Here is a 20,904-nt window from a genome sequence, read left to right as displayed (position 1 = left end):
AAGGCACTCCAAACGGCATCTTCATTGGGTTTCCGATTACCGCATTGACGTTTCTCAACCGGTAACGGGTCGTTATCAACCGGCGCTGGCGCCGGCCTGACCCAGATGTGGGAAGCGTGCCCTCGGACCGGAAGAGGCGCGTTCACAATTTCGTGCGCTGATCCGCCTGCTTGGCGGCGACCGATAGAATCCCCTAAGTAGCGGCATGACAGCCAGCCAGACCGCCGAAATCACCGGCCTTTACCGCTACCCGATCAAGGGCCTGACGCCGGAGGCCCTGCCCCGCGTCCCCTTGCGGCGAGGGGAGACCCTGCCCGCCGACCGCCGCTACGCCATCGAGAACGGCCCCAGCGGGTTCGATCCCGAGGCACCCAGCTGGAAGCCGAAAATCCAGTTCCTGATGCTGGCCCGCAATGAGCGGCTGGCTTCGCTCAACAGCCGTTTCGAGGACGCGACCAATCGCCTGACCATCCGCAAGGACGGGCAGATCGTCGCCAGCGGCGATCTCGAGACCGCGGCCGGGCGCGCCGCCATCGAGAGCTACTTCACCGAGAATTTTCAGCCAGAGCTGAAGGGCCCGCCAAAGGTCCTGTCCGGCCGCGACCACAGCTTTTCCGACGTCGCCCGCAAGGTCGTGTCGATCATCAATCTCGACAGCGTCCGCGCCATCGAGACCATGCTCGGGGGCACCGCGGTGCATCCCCTGCGCTTCCGCGCCAATCTCTATGTGAAGGGCTGGCCGGCCTGGTCCGAGCTCGGCCTCGTCGGCCAGACGCTCGCGATCGGCCAGGCCCGGCTCAACGTGGTCAAGCGCATCGTTCGCTGCCCGGCCACCAACGTCAATCCCGACACCGCCGCGCGCGATCTCGAGATCCCGCCGACGCTCTCGCGCAATCTCGGCCACATGGACTGCGGCATCTATGCCGAGGTCATCGAAGGCGGCGAGATCGGCGTCGGTGACGCGGTCGCAGTGGAAGAGCCGAAGCTGGTGTGAGCCTGCACCGCTGCCGTAGGGTGGGCAAAGCGAAGCGTGCCCACCATTCCGGCTCGCGAACGTTGACGCACCGCTGGTGGGCACGGCGCTTCGCGCCTTTGCCCACCCTACGGCAGCGTCGCTCCGTCAGTTCGGCATCACATACGCATAGATCCGGCCGCGCGAGACCGGCGCCTCGCGAACGCGATTGCCGTTGTTGCCGGAGATCATGATCGGATTACCCTGCGCGTCGACGCCGGTGATGATGCCGACATGGCCGCCCCTTCCGCCGCGCGACATCACCGCGATGGCGCCGACCTGCGGACCGGAAACACGCGTTCCGTAGCGCGCGAACGAGCTCGCCATATCGGAGCCCGAGCCCTTATGGCCGGTATGCTCCAGCACCATGTTCATGAAGCGTGCGCACCACAGGCGGCCGCGCCCGGTCGGATTGCCGCCGACATAGCGGCGCGCCTCCGACACGAGGCCCGATCCGCCACTGAAGCCGCCGCCGCTCGCCGCGATGCCTTCGCCGCCACTCATGGCCATTCCGCCGCGCCCGCTCATGGACTTTTGACCGCTGCCGCTCATGGACTTTCGACCGCTGCCGCTCGTGGTCTTTCCAACGCTGCCGCTCATGGCCATTCCACCGCTGCCGCTCATGGCCATTCCGCCAGCGCCGCCCATGGCCATGCCGCCGCTATTGGCGCTCGGGTCATAGCTGGCAAAGGTGTTGCCGAAGCCACTCGCCTGCAACTGCGCCGCGCTGCGCTCGAAGCGCGAGCTGCGTGCATGATGCCGATAATGATGATGTCTGGCGTGGTGCACGTAAGCGTGCCGCTCTGCGCTATGACGATGATGCGGCCGCGCTGAGGCCGGGGACGAGAACGCGGCAACCGCCGCGAAGAAAAGCGCCAGCGCGACAACACAACGCGACAGGCGAGACGCAAACAACTCGAACATTCTTCATCCTTCGTTGACACCCCCACTTCCAGGCCGACCCGTGCGGTGCCGACATCCCTCTGGCCGTTAAGCCGCCCGATGTGGCGAGAAAAAGACGCCGCGCCCGCGAATGGCTGCGATGATTTTGTGTTGGTGCTGGTCCCGTGCTGCCGCATTGCGGACAACAACATTAACTGCGATCCTTCGATGCGGCTTGAAGAGAGGGAAACAGTTAATGCCCCACGCCACGACCTGGGACGACGTCCGCATCTATTTCGAAGAGGCGGGCAAGGGAACGCCAATTATTTTTCTGCACGAGTTCGCGGCCGACCACACCAATTGGGAGCCGCAGATGCGCTACTTCTCGCGCGGACACCGCTGCATCACCTATTCCGCACGCGGCTACACGCCGTCTGACGTGCCGGCGGGAGAAGTCTACACCTACAAGCATTTCTACACCGACGCGCTCGCGGTGCTCGATCATCTCAGGATCGAGCGCGCGCATCTCGTCGGCCTCTCGATGGGCGCATATTCGTCGCTCCAGATCGGACTGAACGCGCCAGAGCGCGCGCTGTCGATGACGCTGGCCGGCGTCGGCTCCGGCTCGGAGATCGAAAATCTCGACAACTGGCGCAAGCAATGCCGCGCCAATGCCGAGCAGTTCGAGACGCTGGGCTCCGCTGACGTCGCAAAGGTCACGCGCGAGGCGCCGAGCCGGATTCCCTTCCTGGTGAAGGACCCGCGCGGCCACGCCGATTTCTATGCAGCGTTGGCGCGGCACGACGCGAAGGGCTCAGCGAACACGATGCGCGGCTTCCAGGCCGGCCGGCCCTCGATCTACACCATGACGGATGCGATCAAGGCCGCCGCAACGCCGGCGCTGATCATCTGCGGCGACGAGGACGATCCGTGCGTGGGGCCGAGCCTGTTCCTGAAGAAGCACCTGCCGGCCGCGGGGCTCGCGATGTTTCCGAAATCAGGCCACGTGCTCAATCTCGAAGAGCCTGCGCTGTTCAACGAGAGCGTAGAGCGGTTCGTGACGCTGGTGGAAGCGGGGCGATGGCCGGTGCGCGATCCGAGGTCGCTCGCGGCGGGGTAGTCTGAGCTCTCGCCACACACTCCCTGTCATTCCCCGCGAAGGCGGGGAATCCAGTACGCCGCGGCTTCTCCGTATCACGACGCCGCCTCTGGAATACTGGATCGCCCGGTCAAAGCCGGGCGATGACAGCAGAGCGCGTCGCCGCGCTCGCAATCACGAGTAACTGCTACTTCCTTCCGCCCCGGCTCAGCAGAAACACCCCTTGCTCGCCGAACATATTCCACACCCACCACGGCAGTCGCAGCCGCAGCGGGCGACCGTAGAGGTCGAGCGCCTCGGCGCGCTCCATCTTGACGCCGATGGCGTCGCAGAGCTCGACGAAGTCCTTGATGGTGCAGAAATGGATGTTGGCGGTGTCGTACCAGGTCGCCGGCAGATTGTCGGTGCGCGGCATGTGGCCGCCGATCAGGAGCTGGAGCCGCATCCGCCAGAAGCCGAAATTCGGGAACGAGACGATGGCGCGGCGGCCGATGCGCAGCAAATTCTCCAGCACCACCTTCGGCTGCCGCGTTGCCTGCAGCGTCTGCGACAGGATCACATAGTCGAAGGCGTCGTCGGGATAATTCACGAGATCGGTATCGGCGTCGCCCTGCACCACCGCGAGGCCTTTGGCGACGCAGCGGTTGACGCCCTCGCGCGACAGCTCGATGCCGCGACCATCGATGCCGCGGGTCTCCAGAAGCTGGAGCAGATCGCCCTCGCCGCAGCCGACGTCGAGCACCTTCGAGCCGGGCTTGACCATCTCTGCGACCAGCAGATGGTCGGCGCGGAAATGACCGGACTGCTCCGCGGTGAGGCCGCCCAGCGGCAGCACTTCCTGTACAGACATCGCTAGCCGTCCTTGGTGGTAAGCCCGCGCGCCTTGCCGGCCGATTGCAGGAAGGCGCGGGAGATGTCGAAGAATTCGGGCACGTCGAGCAGGAAGGCGTCATGGCCGCGATCGGTCTCGATCTCGGCGAACGACACCCGCGCGCTCGACGCGTTCAGCGCATGCACCAGCGCGCGCGATTCCGAGGTCGGGAACAGCCAGTCGCTGGTGAAGGAGACGACGCAGAAACGCGTCTCGATCCCGGCGAAGGCTTTCGCCAGCACGCCGCCATGGTCGCCGGCGATGTCGAAATAGTCCATCGCACGGGTCAGATAGAGATAGGAGTTGGCGTCGAACCGCTCGACGAAGGACGAGCCCTGGTAGCGCAGATAGCTCTCGACCTGGAAGTCGGCGTCGAACGAGAAGGTCGGCAGCTCGCGGTCCTGCATGCGGCGGCCGAACTTTCGATGCAGCGCCGCGTCGGAGAGATAGGTGATGTGCGCGGCCATCCGCGCCACCGCGAGGCCGCGATGCGGATGGATGCCGTGATCGGCGTAGCCGCCATTGTGCCAGTCGGGATCGGCCATCACGGCCTGGCGGCCGAGCTCGTGGAAGGCGATGTTCTGCGCCGAGTGCCGCGTCGAACAGGCGATCGCGAGTGCAGAGTAGACGCGCTTGGGGTAGGCCGCGGTCCATTGCAGCACCTGCATGCCGCCCATCGAGCCGCCAACGACGGCAAACAGCGTGTCGATGCCGAGCCGATCGATCAGCATCGCCTGCGCACGCACCATGTCGGGAATGGTGATGACGGGAAAATCCAGTCCCCACACCTTGCCGGTCGCGGGATTGATCGAGGCCGGCCCGGTCGAGCCCATGCAGCCGCCGATCACGTTGGCGCAGATGATGAAGTAGCGGCTGGGGTCGAGCGGCCGGCCGGGACCGACCAGCGTCTCCCACCAGCCATTCTTTCCCGTGACGGGATGCACATTGGCGACATGCTGGTCGCCGGTCAGCGCATGGCAGATCAGCACCGCGTTGGAGCGATCCGCGTTGAGCTCGCCATAGGTCTGGTAGGCGATCTGGAACGGGGAGAGGTCGACGCCGCAATCGAGCCGCAGCGGCTGCTCGGCGCCGAACTGCGCGACCTGCGAACTCGGATGATCCACCTCGTGCGACCGGTCGTCAGCGCTGATCGCGGGACTCGGCACAGACTTGACGCCAACCATCATCGACCTCGTTTGCGACGGCCGTCAGGCCGCCGCTGGAATCAGGCCATGAAAAACCCGGCCTGAACGATAGGTTCGGCCGGGATCGGAAACGTCCCCGGCCTGTTTAGCGAGTTTTTTAACGTGGCTGCAAGCCGGCCGGCTCAAATGACCACGGAACAGGCAAAACCTACTGTCTTGGCCGGTTTTCGTCAAGTCGCGGTCCGGATTAACCAAATTCCTCTCCGTCACGCCCCGCTGAAAAGGCCGTGATTTCTCTTTGCTTTCGCCGCTCCGACTGCCTAATCAGGACATCCACCGCGACGGATCCGAGCTTATCAACTTGCTTGGCCGGTCCATATTGGAACGCCTCTCGACAGTCCAAGCTCTCAAAAGTCCAAGTCAGATATGTCCCAACGTCCGCCCGCGCCACCATCGCTCCAGGAATTGCGCAAGGAGATCGACGCGATCGACGAGGGCATGCATCGCCTGCTGATGCAGCGCGGCGACATCATCGACCGCCTGATCCAGGTCAAGCAGACCCAGGAGGTCGGCTCGGCGTTCCGTCCGGCGCGCGAGGCCGCCATGATGCGCGACCTCGTGCAGCGTCATAGCGGCATCCTGCCCCTCGACACGGTCGAGAGCATCTGGCGCGTCATCATCTCGACCTTCACCTACGTCCAGGCGCCGTTCTCCGTGCATGCCGACATCTCCGTGAGCGAGCCGGCGATGCGCGATTCCGCGCGCTTCCATTTCGGCTTCACCGTGCCTTACGTCGCGCATTTCAGCGCACAGGCGGCGGTCGAGGCGGTGGCGAAATCCAAGGGCGACCTGGCGCTGGTCTCGGCGACCTCCAGCCGCACGCCATGGTGGCTGGAGCTGGAAGCGGACGGGGCCCCGAAGATCATCGCGCTGATGCCCTTCGTCGAGCGCGCCGACCATCCGGCCGCATTGCCGGTGTTCGCGATCTCGCGCGTCCCCGACAGCGCCCTGGTGACGGAAGTCGAGACCTTCAGCGTGCGCGTGTCCGGGTGGAACGCCGAGGTCGCACGCGCTTTGTCGCCGCTCGCCGAGATCGTGGCGGTGCCCGATACCGCCTTCGACGGCGCGGCCCTGCTGGTCTCGGTCACGAGCGCGACCAGCATCGACAAAATCAAGGCTGCCCTGATCGAAGCGGGGGCCTCGGTGCGCTCCACGGCCCTCGTCGGCAGCCACGCAACGCGCTATACGGTGCCCCCGACCGGGGCGAAATCGTAAGTCGCGAGCCCACCCCGCCATTTCGGAGTTGAAGATGTCCCGCCCCGTGCCGAATCCCGGCATTCTCGATATTGCGCCCTACACGCCCGGCAAGAGCCCGGTGGCGGAGCCGGGCCGCAAAGTGTTCAAGCTCTCGGCCAATGAGACGCCGTTCGGGCCCTCGCCGAAGGCGATCGAGGCCTTCAAGAACGTGGCGGCGCATCTGGAAGACTATCCGGAAGGAACCTCGCGCGTGCTGCGCGAAGCGATCGGCCGCTCATTCGGTCTCGACCCCAACCGCATCATCTGCGGCGCCGGCTCGGACGAGATCCTCAATCTGCTCGCCCACACCTATCTCAGCCACGGCGACGAGGCGATCTCGACCACCCACGGCTTCCTGGTCTACCCGATCGCGACCATGGCGGTCGGCGCCAAGAACGTGGTCGCCGCGGAGAAAGACTTCACCTGCGATGTCGACGCCATCCTCAAGGCGGTGACGCCGAAGACGAAGCTGGTCTGGCTCGCCAACCCCAACAATCCGACCGGCACCTATGTGCCGTTCGACGAGGTCAAGCGCCTGCGCGCCGGCCTGCCCTCGCACGTGCTGCTGGTGCTGGACGCCGCCTATTCCGACTACGTCTCTCGTAATGACTATGAAATGGGAATCGAGCTCGTCGCCACCACCGAGAACACGGTGGTGACGCACACCTTCTCCAAGATCCACGGCCTCGCCGCGCTGCGCATCGGCTGGATGTTCGGCCCCGAGCACGTCATCGACGCGGTCAACCGCATCCGCGGCCCCTTCAACGTGTCGACGCCGGCGATGTACGCCGCGGTCGCCGCGATCGAGGACACCGCGCACCAGGCGATGTCGAAGCAGTTCACCGAGACCTGGCGCAACTGGCTCACCGAGGAGATCGGCAAGCTCGGGCTGAAGGTGACGCCGAGCGTCGCCAATTTCGTGCTGATCCACTTCCCTGAAAAGGGCAAGACCTCGGACGAGGCTGACGCCTACCTGACCAAGCGGGGACTGGTGCTGCGTGCGCTGAAGAATTACGGCCTGCCGCATTCGCTGCGCATGACCATCGGCACCGAGGAGGCCAACCGCCTCGTCGTCGATGCCTTGCGCGACTTCATGGCCGGCAAATGAGCGTCAATCCGCACTTCCAGCGCGTCGCGCTGATCGGCTTCGGCCTGATCGGCGGCTCGATCGCGCGCGCTGCGAAGCTCCAGGGCTTGGCCTCCGAGATCGTCACCACCGCGCGCTCGGAGAAGACGCGCGCGCGGGTGATGGAGCTCGGCATCGTCGACGAGGTCGCGGCGACCAATGCGGAAGCGGTGAAGGATGCCGATCTCGTCATCCTCTGCATTCCCGTCGGCGCCTGCGGGCCGGTGGCGCAGGAGATTGCTGCGCATCTCAAGCCGGGTGCGATCGTGTCCGACGTCGGCTCGGTCAAGGGCGCCATCGTCAGGGACATGGCGCCGCATCTGCCGAAGAATGTTCATTTCGTGCCGGCGCATCCCGTGGCGGGCACCGAGCATTCGGGCCCGGATTCCGGCTTCGCCGAGCTCTTCATCAATCGCTGGTGCATTCTGACGCCGCCGGAAGGCGTCGATGCGGCGGCTACCGACCGCCTGCGCGCGTTCTGGGCCGCGATGGGCGCCAAGGTCGAGATCATGACGCCGGATCATCATGATCTCGTGCTCGCGATCACCAGCCACCTGCCGCATCTGATCGCCTACACCATCGTCGGCACCGCCGACGAGCTGGCGCAGGTGACGGAGTCCGAGGTCATCAAATTCTCCGCCGGCGGCTTTCGCGACTTCACCCGCATCGCCGCGTCCGATCCGACGATGTGGCGCGACGTGTTCCTCGCCAACAAGGAAGCCGTGCTGGAGATGCTCGGCACCTTCACCGAGGATCTGGCCAAGCTCACCCGCGCGATCCGGCGCGGCGACGGCGAAGCGCTGTTCGACCACTTCACCCGCACCCGCGCCATCCGCCGCGGCATCGTCGAGATCGGCCAGGATTCGGCGGCAGCGGATTTCGGCCGGCAGCATGGGGCGCTGAAGAAGCCTTAGACCACCCGTCTCTCCTGCGTCATTGCGAGGAGCGAAGCGACGAAGCAATCCAGACCGTTTCCTCGGAGAAAGTCTGGATTGCTTCGCTTCGCTCGCAATGACGGGAGGATCAATACAGCGGCGGAATCTGGCCGACCTTGACCGGGCCGAGCAGCACGGCGCCGTCGACGAACTTCAGCGGGAAGCTCCTCGCCTTCTTGCCTTCGAGCGTGCTTTCGGTGCCGATCGAATTGATGCCGGCGGCAACGCCGGCATTGGCATTCTGCTTGATGACCTTGCCGAGACCGGGCACGGCGCGGTCGAGCGCGCCGAACAGATTGTTGAGGTCCTGCGACTTCACGCCGGGCGCGACACGGTCGAGCGTTGCCTGCGGCACGCCCTCCTCCAGCATCTTCTCGATGCCGAGCGCCGGGATCACCCGCTCGAGCCCCGTCATCGTCATCTGCAATTCGCCGTCGAGCCGGCCATTGACCGAGAGGGCCAGCGTGCCGGCCGCAACCGCGATCATCTCGCCCTGCTGAATCCGCGACTGCACGATCTCGATATGGCCGCCGGCGGCCTGGATCTCTCGGAAGCGCTGTGGCCAGGGTTTTGGCGTGAGGTCGGAGAGACCCGTGATCTTGGCACGCGTGTCGGCCTCGAACGGCTCGGCGAGCAGCGGATGAACGCCCTGGATGCTGCCTTGCGCGACGTGCAGCACCGTCTCGATGACAGGATGATCGGCCGGCGATCCGTCCGCGAGACGGCCGTGCAGCTCGACCTGCTTGGCGCGCGCGAGCGGCACCTGCACGCTGCCGTCGAGGCGGTTGATGGTGGGATCGTCGAACACGAGCGAGGCGCGGTCGGGCACGGCCGGCAGGCCGACCACGCTGCTGCGGCCCTTGCTCCAGTTCACCACGAAGGTGTTTTGCGTGACGCCGTCGGTCAGCGTCGCCGGCGCGGTAAATTCGGCGATGACGAGCTTGGGATCATAGACCTGGGCGACGACCAGGATGTTGTCGAGCTTGGCCGTGAACGGCGTCTTGCTGGCGTTCTGCGACACCAGGGCGACACTGGCGCCGGAGCACTGCACCTCGAAGCGGAACGGGAAACCCGCGATCGAGCGCTTGGCGCAATCATAGATGCGCCCGGACTTGGCCTCCTGCGCCCGCCAGGCGTCTGCGGCGACCTCCGCCTGCGATGCCGCATAGAACCAGAAACAGCTCCACGCGACGGCGAGGATCAGGACGAGAACGGGTGCGATGAAAAGGCCCCAACGGGAGCGACGGCCTGCGGCAACGGGCATATCGGACATGCGGCGACCCTTTGACCCCAGATTTTGTCAAATGTAAGCGAGGTTGGCCTGCGACGAAAGGCGGAGAATTCGCTTCGCCTGGGGCCTTCATTCTGGTAGCCGTGCCCGAAATGTCCGAAATCACCCTCCCCTCCGTCACCACAGCCAAGGGCGACCTCTGGGTGTTCGGCTACGGCTCGCTGATGTGGCGCCCGGGCTTCGAATTCAGCGAACGGGTCCCGGCGCGGCTGGTCGGCGAGCATCGCGCGCTCTGCGTCTATTCCTTCGTGCATCGCGGCACGCCGGAGAAGCCGGGGCTGGTGCTCGGGCTCGACCGCGGCGGCGCCTGCCGCGGCATTGCTTTCCGCGTCGCCGAGAAGGACCGTGCCGACGTCGTCGCCTATTTGCGGGCGCGCGAGCAGGTCACCTCGGTCTATCGCGAGGTGATGCGCTCGGTGTGGCTGGAGAACGATGCGCGGCAGCGCGTCTCGGCGCTCGCCTATGTGGTCGACCGCGGTCATGTGCAATATGCCGGCCGGCTGTCGCTCGCCGACCAGCACCGCCATGTCATCCAGGGCCACGGCCAGTCCGGCGCCAACCGCGACTACGTGACGGCGACGGTGAAGGCGATCGAGGCCGAAGGCTTTCGCGACGCACAATTGCATCAGCTCGCGGCAATGCTGCATGATCATCACGCGGGTGATCCTCGCACGCAAACGACGCTCGACCGGTAGCGGCTGCTGATCGCTCCGCGCCTTGTTTCCCGGCAGAAACAATCGAAGTCATACTTTTGACCAACGACTTTCGACGCGACAAACCATCGCACTTCGATGCTCGCGGGAATTGCAAAAGCTGCCACCCAAGAGTAGACCTTGTCATGTTCGTGTAATGATCGGGAAGGATTCGGAATGCCTGGCAGCCTGGACAAGATCGCAGGCACGCTCGCATTGGGGTTGGTGTTTTATTTCACCTCGACGCACGAAAGCTTTGCCTATCTCGATCCCGGCGCGGGCAGCATGATCCTGACGTCGATTCTCGGAATCGTTGCGGCGACGATCTACACGCTCAAGGGATATATGCACCGGATCGCCCGCGTCTTCCGCAGGGACCACCGCGACGACGCGCGCCCTTCGGCGCAGGAGCGAGACTGACGTCCAGCACGACCACGCAAAATGCCCCAGCCCTCTTGGACCGATCGACAGGCTCCCGCACCGATGACGCCGGAGCCGGGCTCGTTCCGGGATCCCGGCAATCAGGTCTTCTACCGCAACGAACAAATCTTCCGGGCGCTCGACGCCGAGAGCGCGGCCCACTGGCATCAGCTTCGCCAGACGACGTTCTTCCAGGCACTCGTCGAGCGAGGAGCCGTTGTCGCCACCGAGACCGAGGACCGCCCGGACGTGAGAGCTGAAGCGCTCTCCGGCCGATGGACCGAGTTGCTCCGGCACGAGCGCATCCCGTTCGTTTCCTATCCATACGAGTGGACCTTCAACATGCTGAAGGATGCGGCCCTGCTGCACCTCGGCATTCTCGAAGACGCGCTCGCGAACGGCTGGACGCTCAAGGACGGCTCTGCCTACAATGTTCAGTGGCGGGGACAACAGCCCGTCTTCATCGATATCTCTTCCTTCGAGCCGTACCGCACCGGCGAGTCCTGGATCGGATATCGCCAGTTCTGCATGATGTTTCTCATCCCCCTTCTGCTGAAGGCGCATCGCGACATCGACACTGCATCACTGTGCCGAAGCGACCTGGAAGGAATCGATCCGGAAGAGGCGCTGAAGTTCATCTCGGTGCGCGACATATTCCGCCGCGGCGTCCTCTCCCATATCTATCTTCACGCCAGATTGCAGGCCCGCGCGCGGCGTGCCGAGGCCGCGGCATCTTCGGCTGCGCCAAAATGGGCGATCAGGCAGACCGGCGAGATGACGCTTCGCATGGTCCAGTCGCTCACGCGACTGGTCGGGAAGCTTGAACGCCACGACGACCGCACATCCTGGTCGTCATACGAGGAGACGCATTCCTACGACGATGCGTCTTTTTCCGGGAAGAAGGACTTCGTTGAGCGGCATGTCCGCAGCAGGCGATGGCCGCTGGTCTATGATCTCGGCTGCAACACCGGCACATTCTCGCGCCTGTGCAGCGAACATGCCGACTGCATCATCGCGATCGACCAGGACGAATTGGCCGTCGACAAGCTCTACCGGCGCATCAAGACGCCGGCACGAGGCAACATCACGCCTCTGATCATGCAGCTGAGCAACACGTCGCCGGATCAGGGGTGGCGCGGCCGTGAAAGAAAATCGTTCGAGCATCGGGCCAGACCCGATCTGATCCTGTGTCTTGCGCTCATTCACCACATGGTCATTTCCGCAAACATTCCATTGCGGGACTTCCTGGGCTGGATTCGCGATTTCGGAGCCCGCGTCATTCTCGAGTTCGTGGGGCCGGATGACGAGATGACGCTGCAACTGCTGGGGAACAGGCGCGGCGCTCATCCGGGCTATACGCAGGAGGAGTTCGAATCCGTCGCGGGGGCGATGTTCGACATCGTGGATTCGGCGCCGCTCAAAGGCGGCCGTAGGCGTATCTATCTGCTCCAGCCGAAAGCGCGGGCCTGTCCGGAGACCGCGACATGATCGCGACTGCCGGCACGGGCCGCGGCGCGGCCGTCGAACGGGGCTCCTTCCTCCTGCATGTCGCGCTGTCGGCGATCGCGATCGCCCAGCCGTTCTATTCCGTCACCGGCACGAATCTGAATTTCTTCGTGGCCTGGCGCATGAGCGGGATCGAGTTCACTGCGTGGATCCTGCTCATCTACGCGGTGCCGCCGCTCCTGACCTATTTGCTCGTCTCGCTCGGGTCGCGGCTGCACCGGCATTTCGGTCTGGCTTTGACGGTCATCGTCTTCACGACGTATATCTGGCTCGCTCTTGTCAGCGCCGTGCGGCAGTTCACGCGTCAGATGCCGTTCATTCCGGGCTGGGAGCAAATCGTCGGCGGCGTGGTGCTCCTGGCGCTATCGGTCACGCTGGCCTGGCTGCTCCTGTCGAAACCCGGGTTTCGCGGCGTGGTCCAGCTTCTCGGGGTGATGACGGTCGTCTTCCCCGCGTTGATGCTGCTGCGCGGCACCGAATTCGGCGTGATCCAGCTGTCGCGGATTCCACCCCCGCCGAAACTCGACATCGCCTCGCGGCCCAACGTCGTCCTCGTCGTCTACGACGAATTGCCGCTCACCACGATCCTCGACGGCGACGGATTGATCGACAAGGCGAAGTTTCCAAACTTCCATCACCTCGCGCAGGGCAGCACCTGGTTTGCCGATGCACGCTCGGTATCGGGAGAAACCGAGACCGCCGTGCCCGCGATCCTGTCCGGACGACTGACGAAGGGCGATGCGCCGGCGACTTATGCGGTCTACCCGCAGAACATCTTCTACACGCTCGGCGCCAGCTATAATGTCCTGGATCTCCAGACCGTCACCAATCTCAACCCTTTCGGACAGTCCGGGAACAATTTTGAATCGTCGTTATCGGCGCGGACGCGGCGGATCGCGCGCGACGTTGCGATCATCTACGCCCACATCGTGACGCCGCCGCAATTCGTGGCCGGGCTTCCCCCGATCAACCGGCAGCACAATCGCTTCGACGAAGACGTCGCCGCGCTGCCGCACGGCACGCCCCATCATCAGCGGTTCATCGCCGCATTGAGTGATGCGAAAGCGCCGTTCCTTGCCGTCTATCACAACATCTACCCGCACAATAGCTGGAGCCACTACCCGTCGGGCACGCCCTATCCGCCGCCGCGGTGGGTTGACTATATCTCGCTCGATCGCAAGATCACGAAACTCAGCGTCGACAATGCGCGGATCATGCACGACTATCAGGCCCATCTGCTGCAATCGATGCATGCAGACAAGCTGCTTGGCGAAATCATTGAACGGCTGAAAACGACCGGCGCATACGACCATTCGATGATCGTGGTCGTCGCGGATCACGGCGTCTCGCTGTGGCCAGGCGAGTATCCGCGCGATCCCAACGTGTCTCACAAGTCCGACATCGCGGCGATCCCCCTGCTGGTCAAGATGCCGGAACAGACCCAGCCGCTCGTCTCGCTCGACAAGGTCAGCACGATCGATGTCTACCCGACCATCCTCGACTATCTCGGTGTTCCCCGCCCTGCGGATGTCCAGGGTAAGTCATTCCTCAATTCGATTCGAGAGGCGCTTCCGGCAGAAGCCGTCAAAGCGACCGAGCATCGTGGAGATCCCACACTCAAGCGACGGGTGCGCTGGTTCGGAACTGGCGTGTCGAGTGCCGATCTGTACGGATTTGGAGAGTTTCGCAACTATATCGGGCGCCCCGTCAGCGAGTTCAGTTCTACCATGATGCCCGGCGCCGTCGCCCAGCTCTTGGCGCCGAACGGCGTTCGGCGCACGGCCGTTCCCGAGTCCGCCCGCGTCGACATGCAGATCGTGGGGGGAAAGCAGGATGGCGAGACGCGAAACGTCCTGGTCGCCCTGGGCGATCGCTTCTGCGGCGCGGCGCGGACAACCGATCTCGACGAGAATGCCGTTGCCAATACTTTCACGCTGATCCTTGCCGAGCAATGTCTCGGCTCGGTTCGCAAGCGCGAGCTCAGAGTGTTCGTGGTCGACGCGTTTGAGCGCCTCGCCGAAATCCCGGTCGACAAGATTTCCGTCGATCGCGTGGCCGCCAGTCTCGCCGAGCTGATCGACGGCCTGAAAACCATCGAGGGAGGCCAGCAACGGCGCATGACACTGTCTGCACTGCGAGAACGCGGCGTCGCCGTTCCGGACTTGCTGATCAGCGACGGCGAATTGACGGGACCTTGGGGAGATTTCGCCATTCTACAGGACGGATCCCAGTGGATCCTCGACTTCTACTCCACCTCTGAGAACGCCTGCGCGACGCTTCTGCTCGGCGCCAATCAGATCGCGGGCGTTGCCCGGCTCGCGACATCGGCCGCGTCGAAGGACGAGATGGCCGTTCCGGTCACGCCGGAGCACATCAAGCAGGCCTGCTCGAATGCGAACGAGGGTCTCGTTCGGATCATCGTCCGCGCCGCCGTGAGCAATAGGCCTGCAAGGCAGGTGTCGTCGGGAGAGATGGTCGAGGCGCTTACGCAGCTCGTCGGCGGGCTGAAGCGGTCGGCTATCTCGGCCGGCGGACGGATCGAGTTGCAGAAGCTGCGGGAGGCCGGCGTCGCCATTCCGAGTGTGTTCTCGGCCGAGGGCCGCCTGTCCTGGCCATGGGGCGATCTCGGGCTTCAGAAGGACGGCAAGCGCTGGATCATCGACCTGTATGCGGCACCGAAGGCCGCCTGCAAAGCCATTATCCTGGCCGCCAATGGAATTCCGGCCGTCGCAAAGGTCGCGACCACCGCGTTCGGCAAGGACGAGACGAACACGCCGATCACCGACGAGTACGCCGAGCGGAATTGCCGGGAGCCTCAGGTGGAGGTCGTCAGAATCATCACGACCGATGACGCCGCGACAGACACGACGCGAAATTGATGCGCGGATCCGGCGCTGTCACCGCCTTTACGCGGCCCGATCTCCGCGGCCGGCGCCCATATAGCTTGGCGCAACCCCGATGAGCTGCTCCTGCTCCTTGCGGCCCGCTTCGACGAGACGGCCGGTTGCGTCTTCGATCGCGGTTTGCACGCGGGAGAGAAACTCGTCCTTCGGCAGGCCCGGCGGCAGCGGATCCAGGAACTCCACCACCAGCGTGCCGGGATAGCGCATGAAGGTGCGACGCGGCCAGAACAGGCCGGAATTGAGTGCGATCGGCAGACACGGCACGCCGCAGGACGAGTAGATCTGCGCAAAGCCGGTCTTGTAATCGGGCACATCGCCCGGCGCACGGCGCGTGCCTTCCGGAAAGATCACGAGCTGGCCACCCGCGCGCACCGCATCGCGCGCGCGGCGCGTCATGTCCAGCAGCGCCTTCACGCCGGCCTTGCGGTCGATCGCGATCATCCCGGTCTTGACCAGGAACTGACCGAACACCGGGATCTGCATGAGCTGACGCTTGAGGATGAAGATCGGGCGATCGAAGAAACCCGGCAGCACGAACGTCTCCCAGAACGACTGGTGCTTTGCGACGATCACCAGCGGCCCCTGCGGGATCTTCTCGGTCCCGCGGAATTCCACCTTGATGTTGCATACCACGCGCATCAGGAACAACGTCGCGCTTGCCCACCATTGCGCAACCGTCAGCATGGCGCGGGGCGGCAATGCGAAGGTCGGCAACGCCACGATCGCGAGGCACACCAGCACGGTGTAGAACAGCACGTTGAACAGCAGCGAGCGCAGGAAAATCAAGAACATCGATAGTCCGATCAATTGGCCTGTGCCGTTGCGGGCCGCTTCGGCGCCTGGCCTGAAGGCTGCTCCGACATCTCGGGCGAAAGGTCAATCCCGAAATCCTCCAGCCGCACCCTGAGCTCGGCCGCGATGTACTTGACATATTCGGACAGGAGCAGCCGCAGCGTCGAGGCCGAGGTCCACCACGGCTCCTCGCGCCATTTGTCGCCGACCACCGCGAACGGGATCAGCGTCGTCGCCGGCATCGCATGCGAGAACTCCACCAGCGCGCGCGGCATGTGATAGTTCGAGGTGACCACGATCAGCGATTTGAAGCCGCGCCCCTCGGCCCAACGCCGCGCTTCCGCCGCGTTGCCGCGGGTCGAGACCGCGGTCCGATCGAGATCGACGCAGCAATGCATGAAGGACTGGTTCTCCGGCAAGGTCCGGGAGATGTCGCTCGCCGTCGAGGTCGGGTGCACGCCGGAGATCAGGAGCCGCTTGCCGTAGCCGGCGGCCAGCAACTCCATCGCGTCCGATACCCGCGAGGACCCGCCGGTCAGCACCACGATGCCGTCCGCCTTGCGGCTAGGTGCGATCTCGGCGCCGCGCAATTGCGACAGGAACGCAACGAAGCCCGCCGCCGCGCCGACGAAGGCGAGCGCAATCGTCGACACCAATGCCGCGCGCAGCCAGCCGCGCGGCAGTTTCGGCGATCGATCGTCGGTCGGCGAGGTCATGTGATGCCGGTAATCCCTTCCCTGGATGATTTTAGGACGTTTTGAGGCGAAGTGGAGTCCGGTTTATTGGACCTAGTCGACGTCATTCAGCGTCGCGAACAGCGTCTGGCGCGAGGCAACCGCGGTGATGGCGCCGATCAGCACCGCCTGCAACGCGAGCACGACATAGCCGGACGGCCGCAGCGAGAAGGTGCCCAGCAGCGCCGCAAACTGGTCGCCAACCGGGGTGCCGGAAAACCAGCCGGCGATCGACTCGGAGAAGCCGAACACCAGCATGGCAGCGCCGCCGCCGATCACGCCGCCCTCCAGCCCCAGCCGGAGGAAATGGCGCAGGAAACGGTTGGCGATGTAGCGGTCGCCGGCGCCGACGAAATGCAGCACCTCGACGATCGGGCGGTTCGCCGCCATGGCGCCGCGGGTCGCGAACGAGACCGAGATGATGGTGGCGATGATGACCAGCGCGAGGATGCCGATGCCGGCCAGCACGGTGGCGTTGGTCATCGAGCGCATCCGTTCGATCCAGGCGCGGTGATCATCGACGCTGGCGCTTGGCGCCACCTGCGTCACGCGGGCCCGCAAGGCGCCGAGATCGAGCGGCGTGCCCGGCTGCACGCGCGCGATGATCATGCGCGGCACCGGCAGATCGTCCATCGACAATCCGGTGCCGAGCCAGGGCTCGAGCAGCTTGCCGCTTTCATCCTTGCTGAACGGCTTGACTTCGACGATGCCGGCCAGCGCGCGCATCGCCTCCGCCACCGCCGCGGTGTCGCGGTCGAGATCGCGTCCAGCTTGCGGGCGCACCTGGATGGTGATTTCGCTCGCAACATCCGACTGCCATTCGGCCGCGGAGGCGCTGACCAGCAGCACCGTGCCCGTCGTCATCGAGGCCAGGAAGGTCATGATGGCGACGACGGCGACCAGCGCGCGGCCGTGGATCGAGGCGCGCGGCACGATCGGCGACATGTTGCGCGCCTTGGCCGGAAGCTGCGGACGCTCCTGTCCGAGATCGACCAGCACGCCGCGTTCATCTTGCCTACTCATAGACGTGCAACCGTCCCTGATGCAGCACCAGCCGCCGCGCCTCGTACTGGTCCATCAGGCCGATATCGTGGGTCGCGATGATGACGGCGGTGCCGGATTTGTTGAGCTCGATGAACAGCCGCAGCAACCGGCGGCCGAGCGTCGGATCGACGCTGCCGGTCGGCTCGTCCGCGAGCAGGAGCTGCGGCCGCGAGATCACCGCGCGCGCGATCGCGGCGCGCTGCTTCTCGCCGCCGGACAGGATCGGCGGCAGCGCGTCCATGCGCTCGCCGAGCCCGACCCATTTCAGCAGGTCGATGACCTCCTTGCGATAGCTCGACTCGTTGCGGCCCATGACGCGGAACGGCAGCGCGACGTTCTCATAGGTCGTCATGTGATCGAGCAGCCGGAAATCCTGGAGCACGATGCCGATGCGCTTGCGCAAGTCGGCGATCTCGTCCTTGCCGAGCTGCGAGATGTCGTGGCCGAACAGATTGACGAGGCCGCGCGTCGGCCGGTGCGACAGGAACAGCAGGCGCAGCAGCGAGGTCTTGCCGGCGCCGGACGGGCCGGTGAGGAACTGGAAGGAATGCGCCGGAATCTGGAAGCTGAGGTCGCGCAGAATCTCCGGCCCCAGACCGTAACGCAATCCGACATTTTCGAACCGAACCAAGTTCAGCTCCGTTCGAGGAGGGACGCGGCCCGCATTGCTGCGCTCCGCCATACGCAATCAACGGGTTTTGCGACCGTTATGGTTTCCGGTTCGTTAACGGTCGCCCTGTAGCATTTGGAGTGCCCGGCTCGCCGCGACCGGGGCATCGTCAAGACCAGTCCGTGCATCAAGGCTCGTGTCCATGCATATCGTCTGCCCCCATTGTACGACATCCTACGCCATCAAGCTTGCGAGCCTGGGGGCGAACGGCCGGACGGTCCGCTGCTCCCGCTGCAAGGAGACCTGGGTCGCCTATGCCGAGGATGCCATCGAGGAGGCCTCCGTCCCGGCCTTGGCCGCAGCCAGCCAGGCCGACGACCAGTCTGACCTCGCCGCGGAGTGGAACTCCTACGCCAAGGACGACGGCGCCGCCGACACCCCGTTGGTCGACAGCCCCTCGATCGCCAGCGACTGGCCGGCCGAGGACGCCAAGGAGATCGAGGACGAGTGGTCCGCCGCAGCCCGGGCCGCTGAAGAGGACGTCGCCGGCGCGCAGCACCAATCCTGGTTCCGTGGCCTGTTCAGCCGCCGCGGGGCGCGGGTGAGTCGCCCGGTTGCCACCGCGGCGCCGCGAAAATCCCATTTCGGCCTGCCGACCGCCTGCGCCGCCATGGGCGCGCTGGTGCTGGCGCTGGTGATCTGGCGCGGCGACGTGGTCCGGCTGCTGCCGCAGACGGCGGCCTTCTACAAGATGGTCGGGCTCGACGTGAACCTGCGCGGGCTCGCCTTCAAGGACGTCAAGCTTTCCAGCGAGACCGTTGACGGCAAGCAGGTGCTGGTGATCGAGGGCGTGATCGTCGGACAAGGCAAGAAGCCGCTCGATATCCCGCGGCTGCGCTTTGCGGTGCGGGACGCGCAAGGCGCAGAAATCTACGCCTGGAACACCGTGCTGGAGCAGACCGTGCTGCAGCCCGGCGAGCGCGCCTTCTTCCGCTCGCGCCTAGCCTCGCCGCCGCCGGAGGGCCGCAATATCGACGTTCGCTTCTTCAACCGGCGCGACATCGCCGGCGGCAGCGTATAATCGATTTCGCAGGCTCTGTACGGGAGGTTGATCCCAAGGTTGGTCTCATGTCCAAAATCCTGATCGCCGACGACGAGGATTCGATGCGCCAGCTGGTGGCGCGCGCCATCGCCATGGACGGCCACGAGATCGTCACCGCGCAGGACGGCGCCGAGGCGCTGGAAATCCTGACGGGCGCGGACGGCGCGTTCGACCTCCTCCTCACCGACATCCAGATGCCTGTCATGGACGGCATCGCGCTGGCGCTCTCCGCCGCGCGCGATTTTCCCGACCTGACCATTTTGCTGATGACCGGCTTTGCCGATCAGCGCGAGCGCGCGTCCAATCTCAATGCGCTGGTGCACGACGTCGTGACCAAGCCGTTCTCGGTGGCCGACATCCGTACGGCAGTCGCGGACGCGCTGGCGGCGAAGAAGGGTTAAGGCGGCGAGCCACACATTCCGCTGTCATGCTCCGCGAAGGCGAAGCATCCAGTACGCCGCGGCCTTTCGGTTTAATCACTGCTGTCTCTGGAATACTGGATCGCCCGCCTTCGCGGGCGATGACACCGAGTGTGGGATCAAAAATCCTTCAGCAGCCGCTCGAGATAGTCGAGCTCGAGCTGCGGGCGCGCGGGATCGCTGAGGCGGCGGCGGAGCTCTTCGAGGATGCGGCGCGCGCGCTGGGCGTCGATCTCGCCGGGAATCTTGACCGTATAGTCGTCGCTATATTCCTTGCCGCGCAGTGGCCGGCCGAGCGGGTCGGTCCGTTCGCCGCCGCTCTGCTGGCGGCCCACCGCTTGACCGGGGCCGTCGCCGTCACCCGGATCCTGCCCCTCGCCGTTCTGCTGCCCGCCAAGCGCGTCAGCGAGATCCTGCATGCCCTTGCGCAGGGCGTCGATGGCCTTGCCCTGCGACGCCGTCGCACCGTCGGCATCGCCTTCGCCGATCTGGTTGCCGGCGTCTCCCATGGCGTTCTCGGCGGCGTCGAAGCCGTCTTCGCCATCCTGGTCGCCGTCCTGACCCTGGCCTTGGCCCTGCTGACCTTGTTGGCCCTGCTGCCCCGGCTGCTTCTGCCCGCGCTGGCCCTTCTGGCCATCCTGCTGCAGGCCCATCTCGGCGAGCTTCTTCTTGAGGGCCTCCAGCCGCTTCTTCAATTGCTCCTGCCGGCCCTGGGTGTCCTGCGACCCTTCGCGCGAGGCCGAAGGATCGTTCGGATCGGGATAGAGATATTTCTCCATGTCCCGGATCGCCTTGGACTGCTGGCCGACGCTCTCGTCCGAGTTCTTGTCCTTCAGGCTGTCGGCGGATTGCTTCATCGACCGCTCGGCGCTGTCGAGCAGCGCATCCAGGCTCTTCTGGTCGGCGCGCGAGGACTGGGCAAGGCCCATCGAAGCCGTGGAACAGGATAGTGCAAGGACGAGACAAGCCGTGGCGAGCTTGCCGTGCGCTATCTTTCCGTTTTGCCGGATTGAGGTAAGTGTCAT

General features: G+C 65.0%; 20 protein-coding genes and 1 riboswitch. Of the genes, 11 read left to right on the top strand and 9 right to left on the bottom strand.

The genetic code is table 11. The features are described from left to right. Positions 1-205: 205 nt before the first annotated feature. Positions 206-994, top strand: coding sequence for an MOSC domain-containing protein (locus I3J27_RS04770; protein WP_270165830.1), 789 nt, complete (start codon positions 206-208; stop codon positions 992-994). Between the two features lie 126 nt (positions 995-1,120). Here I3J27_RS04770 and I3J27_RS04765 read toward each other — a convergent pair whose 3' ends face one another. After that, positions 1,121-1,936, bottom strand: a complete 816-nt coding sequence (locus tag I3J27_RS04765; RefSeq protein WP_270165828.1) for a TIGR02594 family protein — start codon at positions 1,934-1,936, stop codon at positions 1,121-1,123. A gap of 214 nt (positions 1,937-2,150) precedes the next feature. On the opposite strand from I3J27_RS04765, the gene I3J27_RS04760 reads away from it, so the two are divergent. Continuing rightward, positions 2,151-3,014, top strand: a complete 864-nt coding sequence (locus tag I3J27_RS04760) for an alpha/beta fold hydrolase (RefSeq protein WP_270165826.1) — start codon at positions 2,151-2,153, stop codon at positions 3,012-3,014. Between the two features lie 166 nt (positions 3,015-3,180). Here I3J27_RS04760 and metW read toward each other — a convergent pair whose 3' ends face one another. Both metW and metX read right to left on the bottom strand, forming a co-directional pair. Further along, positions 3,181-3,843, bottom strand: a complete 663-nt coding sequence (metW, locus tag I3J27_RS04755; protein ID WP_270165824.1) for a methionine biosynthesis protein MetW — start codon at positions 3,841-3,843, stop codon at positions 3,181-3,183. A 2-nt stretch (positions 3,844-3,845) separates the two neighbouring features. Then, positions 3,846-5,048: a homoserine O-acetyltransferase MetX gene (gene metX, locus I3J27_RS04750; protein ID WP_270173034.1), complete on the bottom strand. Its 1,203-nt coding sequence runs from the start codon at positions 5,046-5,048 to the stop codon at positions 3,846-3,848. Positions 5,049-5,133: 85 nt separating this feature from the next. After that, a riboswitch (SAM riboswitch) is annotated at positions 5,134-5,213 on the bottom strand. Between the two features lie 222 nt (positions 5,214-5,435). Here metX and I3J27_RS04745 point away from each other — a divergent pair. From I3J27_RS04745 to I3J27_RS04735, 3 genes are read left to right on the top strand one after another with little or no spacing between them, the layout of a single operon-like run. Then, complete coding sequence (locus I3J27_RS04745; RefSeq protein ID WP_270165822.1) at positions 5,436-6,284, top strand: chorismate mutase; 849 nt, start codon at positions 5,436-5,438, stop codon at positions 6,282-6,284. Positions 6,285-6,318: 34 nt separating this feature from the next. Next, positions 6,319-7,413, top strand: coding sequence for a histidinol-phosphate transaminase (gene hisC, locus I3J27_RS04740; RefSeq protein ID WP_270165820.1), 1,095 nt, complete (start codon positions 6,319-6,321; stop codon positions 7,411-7,413). Continuing rightward, positions 7,410-8,345: a prephenate/arogenate dehydrogenase family protein gene (locus I3J27_RS04735; RefSeq protein WP_270165818.1), complete on the top strand. Its 936-nt coding sequence runs from the start codon at positions 7,410-7,412 to the stop codon at positions 8,343-8,345. The genes hisC and I3J27_RS04735 overlap by 4 nt, the downstream gene beginning before the upstream one ends. A 109-nt stretch (positions 8,346-8,454) precedes the next feature. Here I3J27_RS04735 and I3J27_RS04730 read toward each other — a convergent pair whose 3' ends face one another. Next, complete coding sequence (locus I3J27_RS04730; protein ID WP_270165815.1) at positions 8,455-9,639, bottom strand: DUF2125 domain-containing protein; 1,185 nt, start codon at positions 9,637-9,639, stop codon at positions 8,455-8,457. A gap of 110 nt (positions 9,640-9,749) precedes the next feature. Between I3J27_RS04730 and I3J27_RS04725 the strand changes: the two genes are divergently transcribed. The 4 genes from I3J27_RS04725 to I3J27_RS04710 all read left to right on the top strand — a co-directional run bounded on the left by I3J27_RS04725 (position 9,750) and on the right by I3J27_RS04710 (position 15,154). Next, positions 9,750-10,352 carry a gamma-glutamylcyclotransferase gene (locus tag I3J27_RS04725; protein WP_270165810.1) on the top strand — a complete coding sequence of 201 codons (603 nt, stop codon included), beginning with the start codon at positions 9,750-9,752 and terminating at the stop codon, positions 10,350-10,352. A 174-nt stretch (positions 10,353-10,526) separates the two neighbouring features. Further along, positions 10,527-10,769, top strand: a complete 243-nt coding sequence (locus I3J27_RS04720; protein ID WP_270165808.1) for a hypothetical protein — start codon at positions 10,527-10,529, stop codon at positions 10,767-10,769. Positions 10,770-10,790: 21 nt separating this feature from the next. Further along, entirely contained in the window at positions 10,791-12,257 is a 1,467-nt protein-coding gene (locus I3J27_RS04715) for a class I SAM-dependent methyltransferase (protein ID WP_270165806.1), read from the top strand. Further along, entirely contained in the window at positions 12,254-15,154 is a 2,901-nt protein-coding gene (locus tag I3J27_RS04710; protein WP_270165803.1) for a sulfatase-like hydrolase/transferase, read from the top strand. The genes I3J27_RS04715 and I3J27_RS04710 overlap by 4 nt, the downstream gene beginning before the upstream one ends. A 27-nt stretch (positions 15,155-15,181) precedes the next feature. Here the strand turns inward: I3J27_RS04710 and I3J27_RS04705 are convergent, their stop codons facing one another. The 4 genes from I3J27_RS04705 to ftsE all read right to left on the bottom strand — a co-directional run bounded on the left by I3J27_RS04705 (position 15,182) and on the right by ftsE (position 18,379). Further along, positions 15,182-15,970, bottom strand: coding sequence for a lysophospholipid acyltransferase family protein (locus I3J27_RS04705; protein WP_270165801.1), 789 nt, complete (start codon positions 15,968-15,970; stop codon positions 15,182-15,184). 11 nt (positions 15,971-15,981) lie between these two features. After that, positions 15,982-16,686, bottom strand: a complete 705-nt coding sequence (locus tag I3J27_RS04700) for a YdcF family protein (protein ID WP_270165798.1) — start codon at positions 16,684-16,686, stop codon at positions 15,982-15,984. A 72-nt stretch (positions 16,687-16,758) separates the two neighbouring features. Next, on the bottom strand, positions 16,759-17,727 hold the full coding sequence (locus I3J27_RS04695) for a cell division protein FtsX (RefSeq protein ID WP_270165796.1): 969 nt from the start codon (positions 17,725-17,727) through the stop codon (positions 16,759-16,761). Further along, positions 17,720-18,379 carry a cell division ATP-binding protein FtsE gene (ftsE, locus tag I3J27_RS04690; protein WP_270165794.1) on the bottom strand — a complete coding sequence of 220 codons (660 nt, stop codon included), beginning with the start codon at positions 18,377-18,379 and terminating at the stop codon, positions 17,720-17,722. The genes I3J27_RS04695 and ftsE overlap by 8 nt, the downstream gene beginning before the upstream one ends. A gap of 181 nt (positions 18,380-18,560) precedes the next feature. Here ftsE and I3J27_RS04685 point away from each other — a divergent pair, with 181 nt between their 5' ends. Both I3J27_RS04685 and I3J27_RS04680 read left to right on the top strand, forming a co-directional pair. After that, positions 18,561-19,439, top strand: coding sequence for an MJ0042-type zinc finger domain-containing protein (locus I3J27_RS04685; RefSeq protein WP_270165792.1), 879 nt, complete (start codon positions 18,561-18,563; stop codon positions 19,437-19,439). Positions 19,440-19,486: 47 nt separating this feature from the next. Continuing rightward, positions 19,487-19,861, top strand: a complete 375-nt coding sequence (locus I3J27_RS04680; protein ID WP_270165790.1) for a response regulator — start codon at positions 19,487-19,489, stop codon at positions 19,859-19,861. A gap of 137 nt (positions 19,862-19,998) precedes the next feature. Here I3J27_RS04680 and I3J27_RS04675 read toward each other — a convergent pair whose 3' ends face one another. Beyond that, the gene (locus I3J27_RS04675; protein WP_270165786.1) at positions 19,999-20,904 is read right to left on the bottom strand and encodes a DUF4175 family protein; all 906 of its coding nucleotides are present in this window, start codon (positions 20,902-20,904) and stop codon (positions 19,999-20,001) included.

The organism is Bradyrhizobium xenonodulans (genome assembly GCF_027594865.1).
Lineage (GTDB): Bacteria > Pseudomonadota > Alphaproteobacteria > Rhizobiales > Xanthobacteraceae > Bradyrhizobium > Bradyrhizobium xenonodulans.
This window is presented reverse-complemented; position numbering and strand designations above follow the sequence as displayed.

Bases quoted from the DNA above. Each gene is read 5' to 3' on its own strand.
- metW (WP_270165824.1), bottom strand. From the start codon at position 3,843: ATGTCTGTACAGGAAGTGCTGCCGCTGGGCGGCCTCACCGCGGAGCAG.
- I3J27_RS04725 (WP_270165810.1), top strand. From the start codon at position 9,750: ATGTCCGAAATCACCCTCCCCTCCGTCACCACAGCCAAGGGCGACCTC.
- I3J27_RS04760 (WP_270165826.1), top strand. From the start codon at position 2,151: ATGCCCCACGCCACGACCTGGGACGACGTCCGCATCTATTTCGAAGAG.
- I3J27_RS04700 (WP_270165798.1), bottom strand. From the start codon at position 16,686: ATGACCTCGCCGACCGACGATCGATCGCCGAAACTGCCGCGCGGCTGG.
- I3J27_RS04705 (WP_270165801.1), bottom strand. From the start codon at position 15,970: ATGTTCTTGATTTTCCTGCGCTCGCTGCTGTTCAACGTGCTGTTCTAC.
- I3J27_RS04765 (WP_270165828.1), bottom strand. From the start codon at position 1,936: ATGTTCGAGTTGTTTGCGTCTCGCCTGTCGCGTTGTGTTGTCGCGCTG.
- hisC (WP_270165820.1), top strand. From the start codon at position 6,319: ATGTCCCGCCCCGTGCCGAATCCCGGCATTCTCGATATTGCGCCCTAC.
- I3J27_RS04695 (WP_270165796.1), bottom strand. From the start codon at position 17,727: ATGAGTAGGCAAGATGAACGCGGCGTGCTGGTCGATCTCGGACAGGAG.
- I3J27_RS04680 (WP_270165790.1), top strand. From the start codon at position 19,487: ATGTCCAAAATCCTGATCGCCGACGACGAGGATTCGATGCGCCAGCTG.
- I3J27_RS04685 (WP_270165792.1), top strand. From the start codon at position 18,561: ATGCATATCGTCTGCCCCCATTGTACGACATCCTACGCCATCAAGCTT.
- I3J27_RS04770 (WP_270165830.1), top strand. From the start codon at position 206: ATGACAGCCAGCCAGACCGCCGAAATCACCGGCCTTTACCGCTACCCG.
- I3J27_RS04710 (WP_270165803.1), top strand. From the start codon at position 12,254: ATGATCGCGACTGCCGGCACGGGCCGCGGCGCGGCCGTCGAACGGGGC.
- I3J27_RS04745 (WP_270165822.1), top strand. From the start codon at position 5,436: ATGTCCCAACGTCCGCCCGCGCCACCATCGCTCCAGGAATTGCGCAAG.
- I3J27_RS04735 (WP_270165818.1), top strand. From the start codon at position 7,410: ATGAGCGTCAATCCGCACTTCCAGCGCGTCGCGCTGATCGGCTTCGGC.
- I3J27_RS04730 (WP_270165815.1), bottom strand. From the start codon at position 9,639: ATGTCCGATATGCCCGTTGCCGCAGGCCGTCGCTCCCGTTGGGGCCTT.
- I3J27_RS04720 (WP_270165808.1), top strand. From the start codon at position 10,527: ATGCCTGGCAGCCTGGACAAGATCGCAGGCACGCTCGCATTGGGGTTG.
- metX (WP_270173034.1), bottom strand. From the start codon at position 5,048: ATGGTTGGCGTCAAGTCTGTGCCGAGTCCCGCGATCAGCGCTGACGAC.
- I3J27_RS04715 (WP_270165806.1), top strand. From the start codon at position 10,791: ATGCCCCAGCCCTCTTGGACCGATCGACAGGCTCCCGCACCGATGACG.
- I3J27_RS04675 (WP_270165786.1), bottom strand. From the start codon at position 20,904: ATGACACTTACCTCAATCCGGCAAAACGGAAAGATAGCGCACGGCAAG.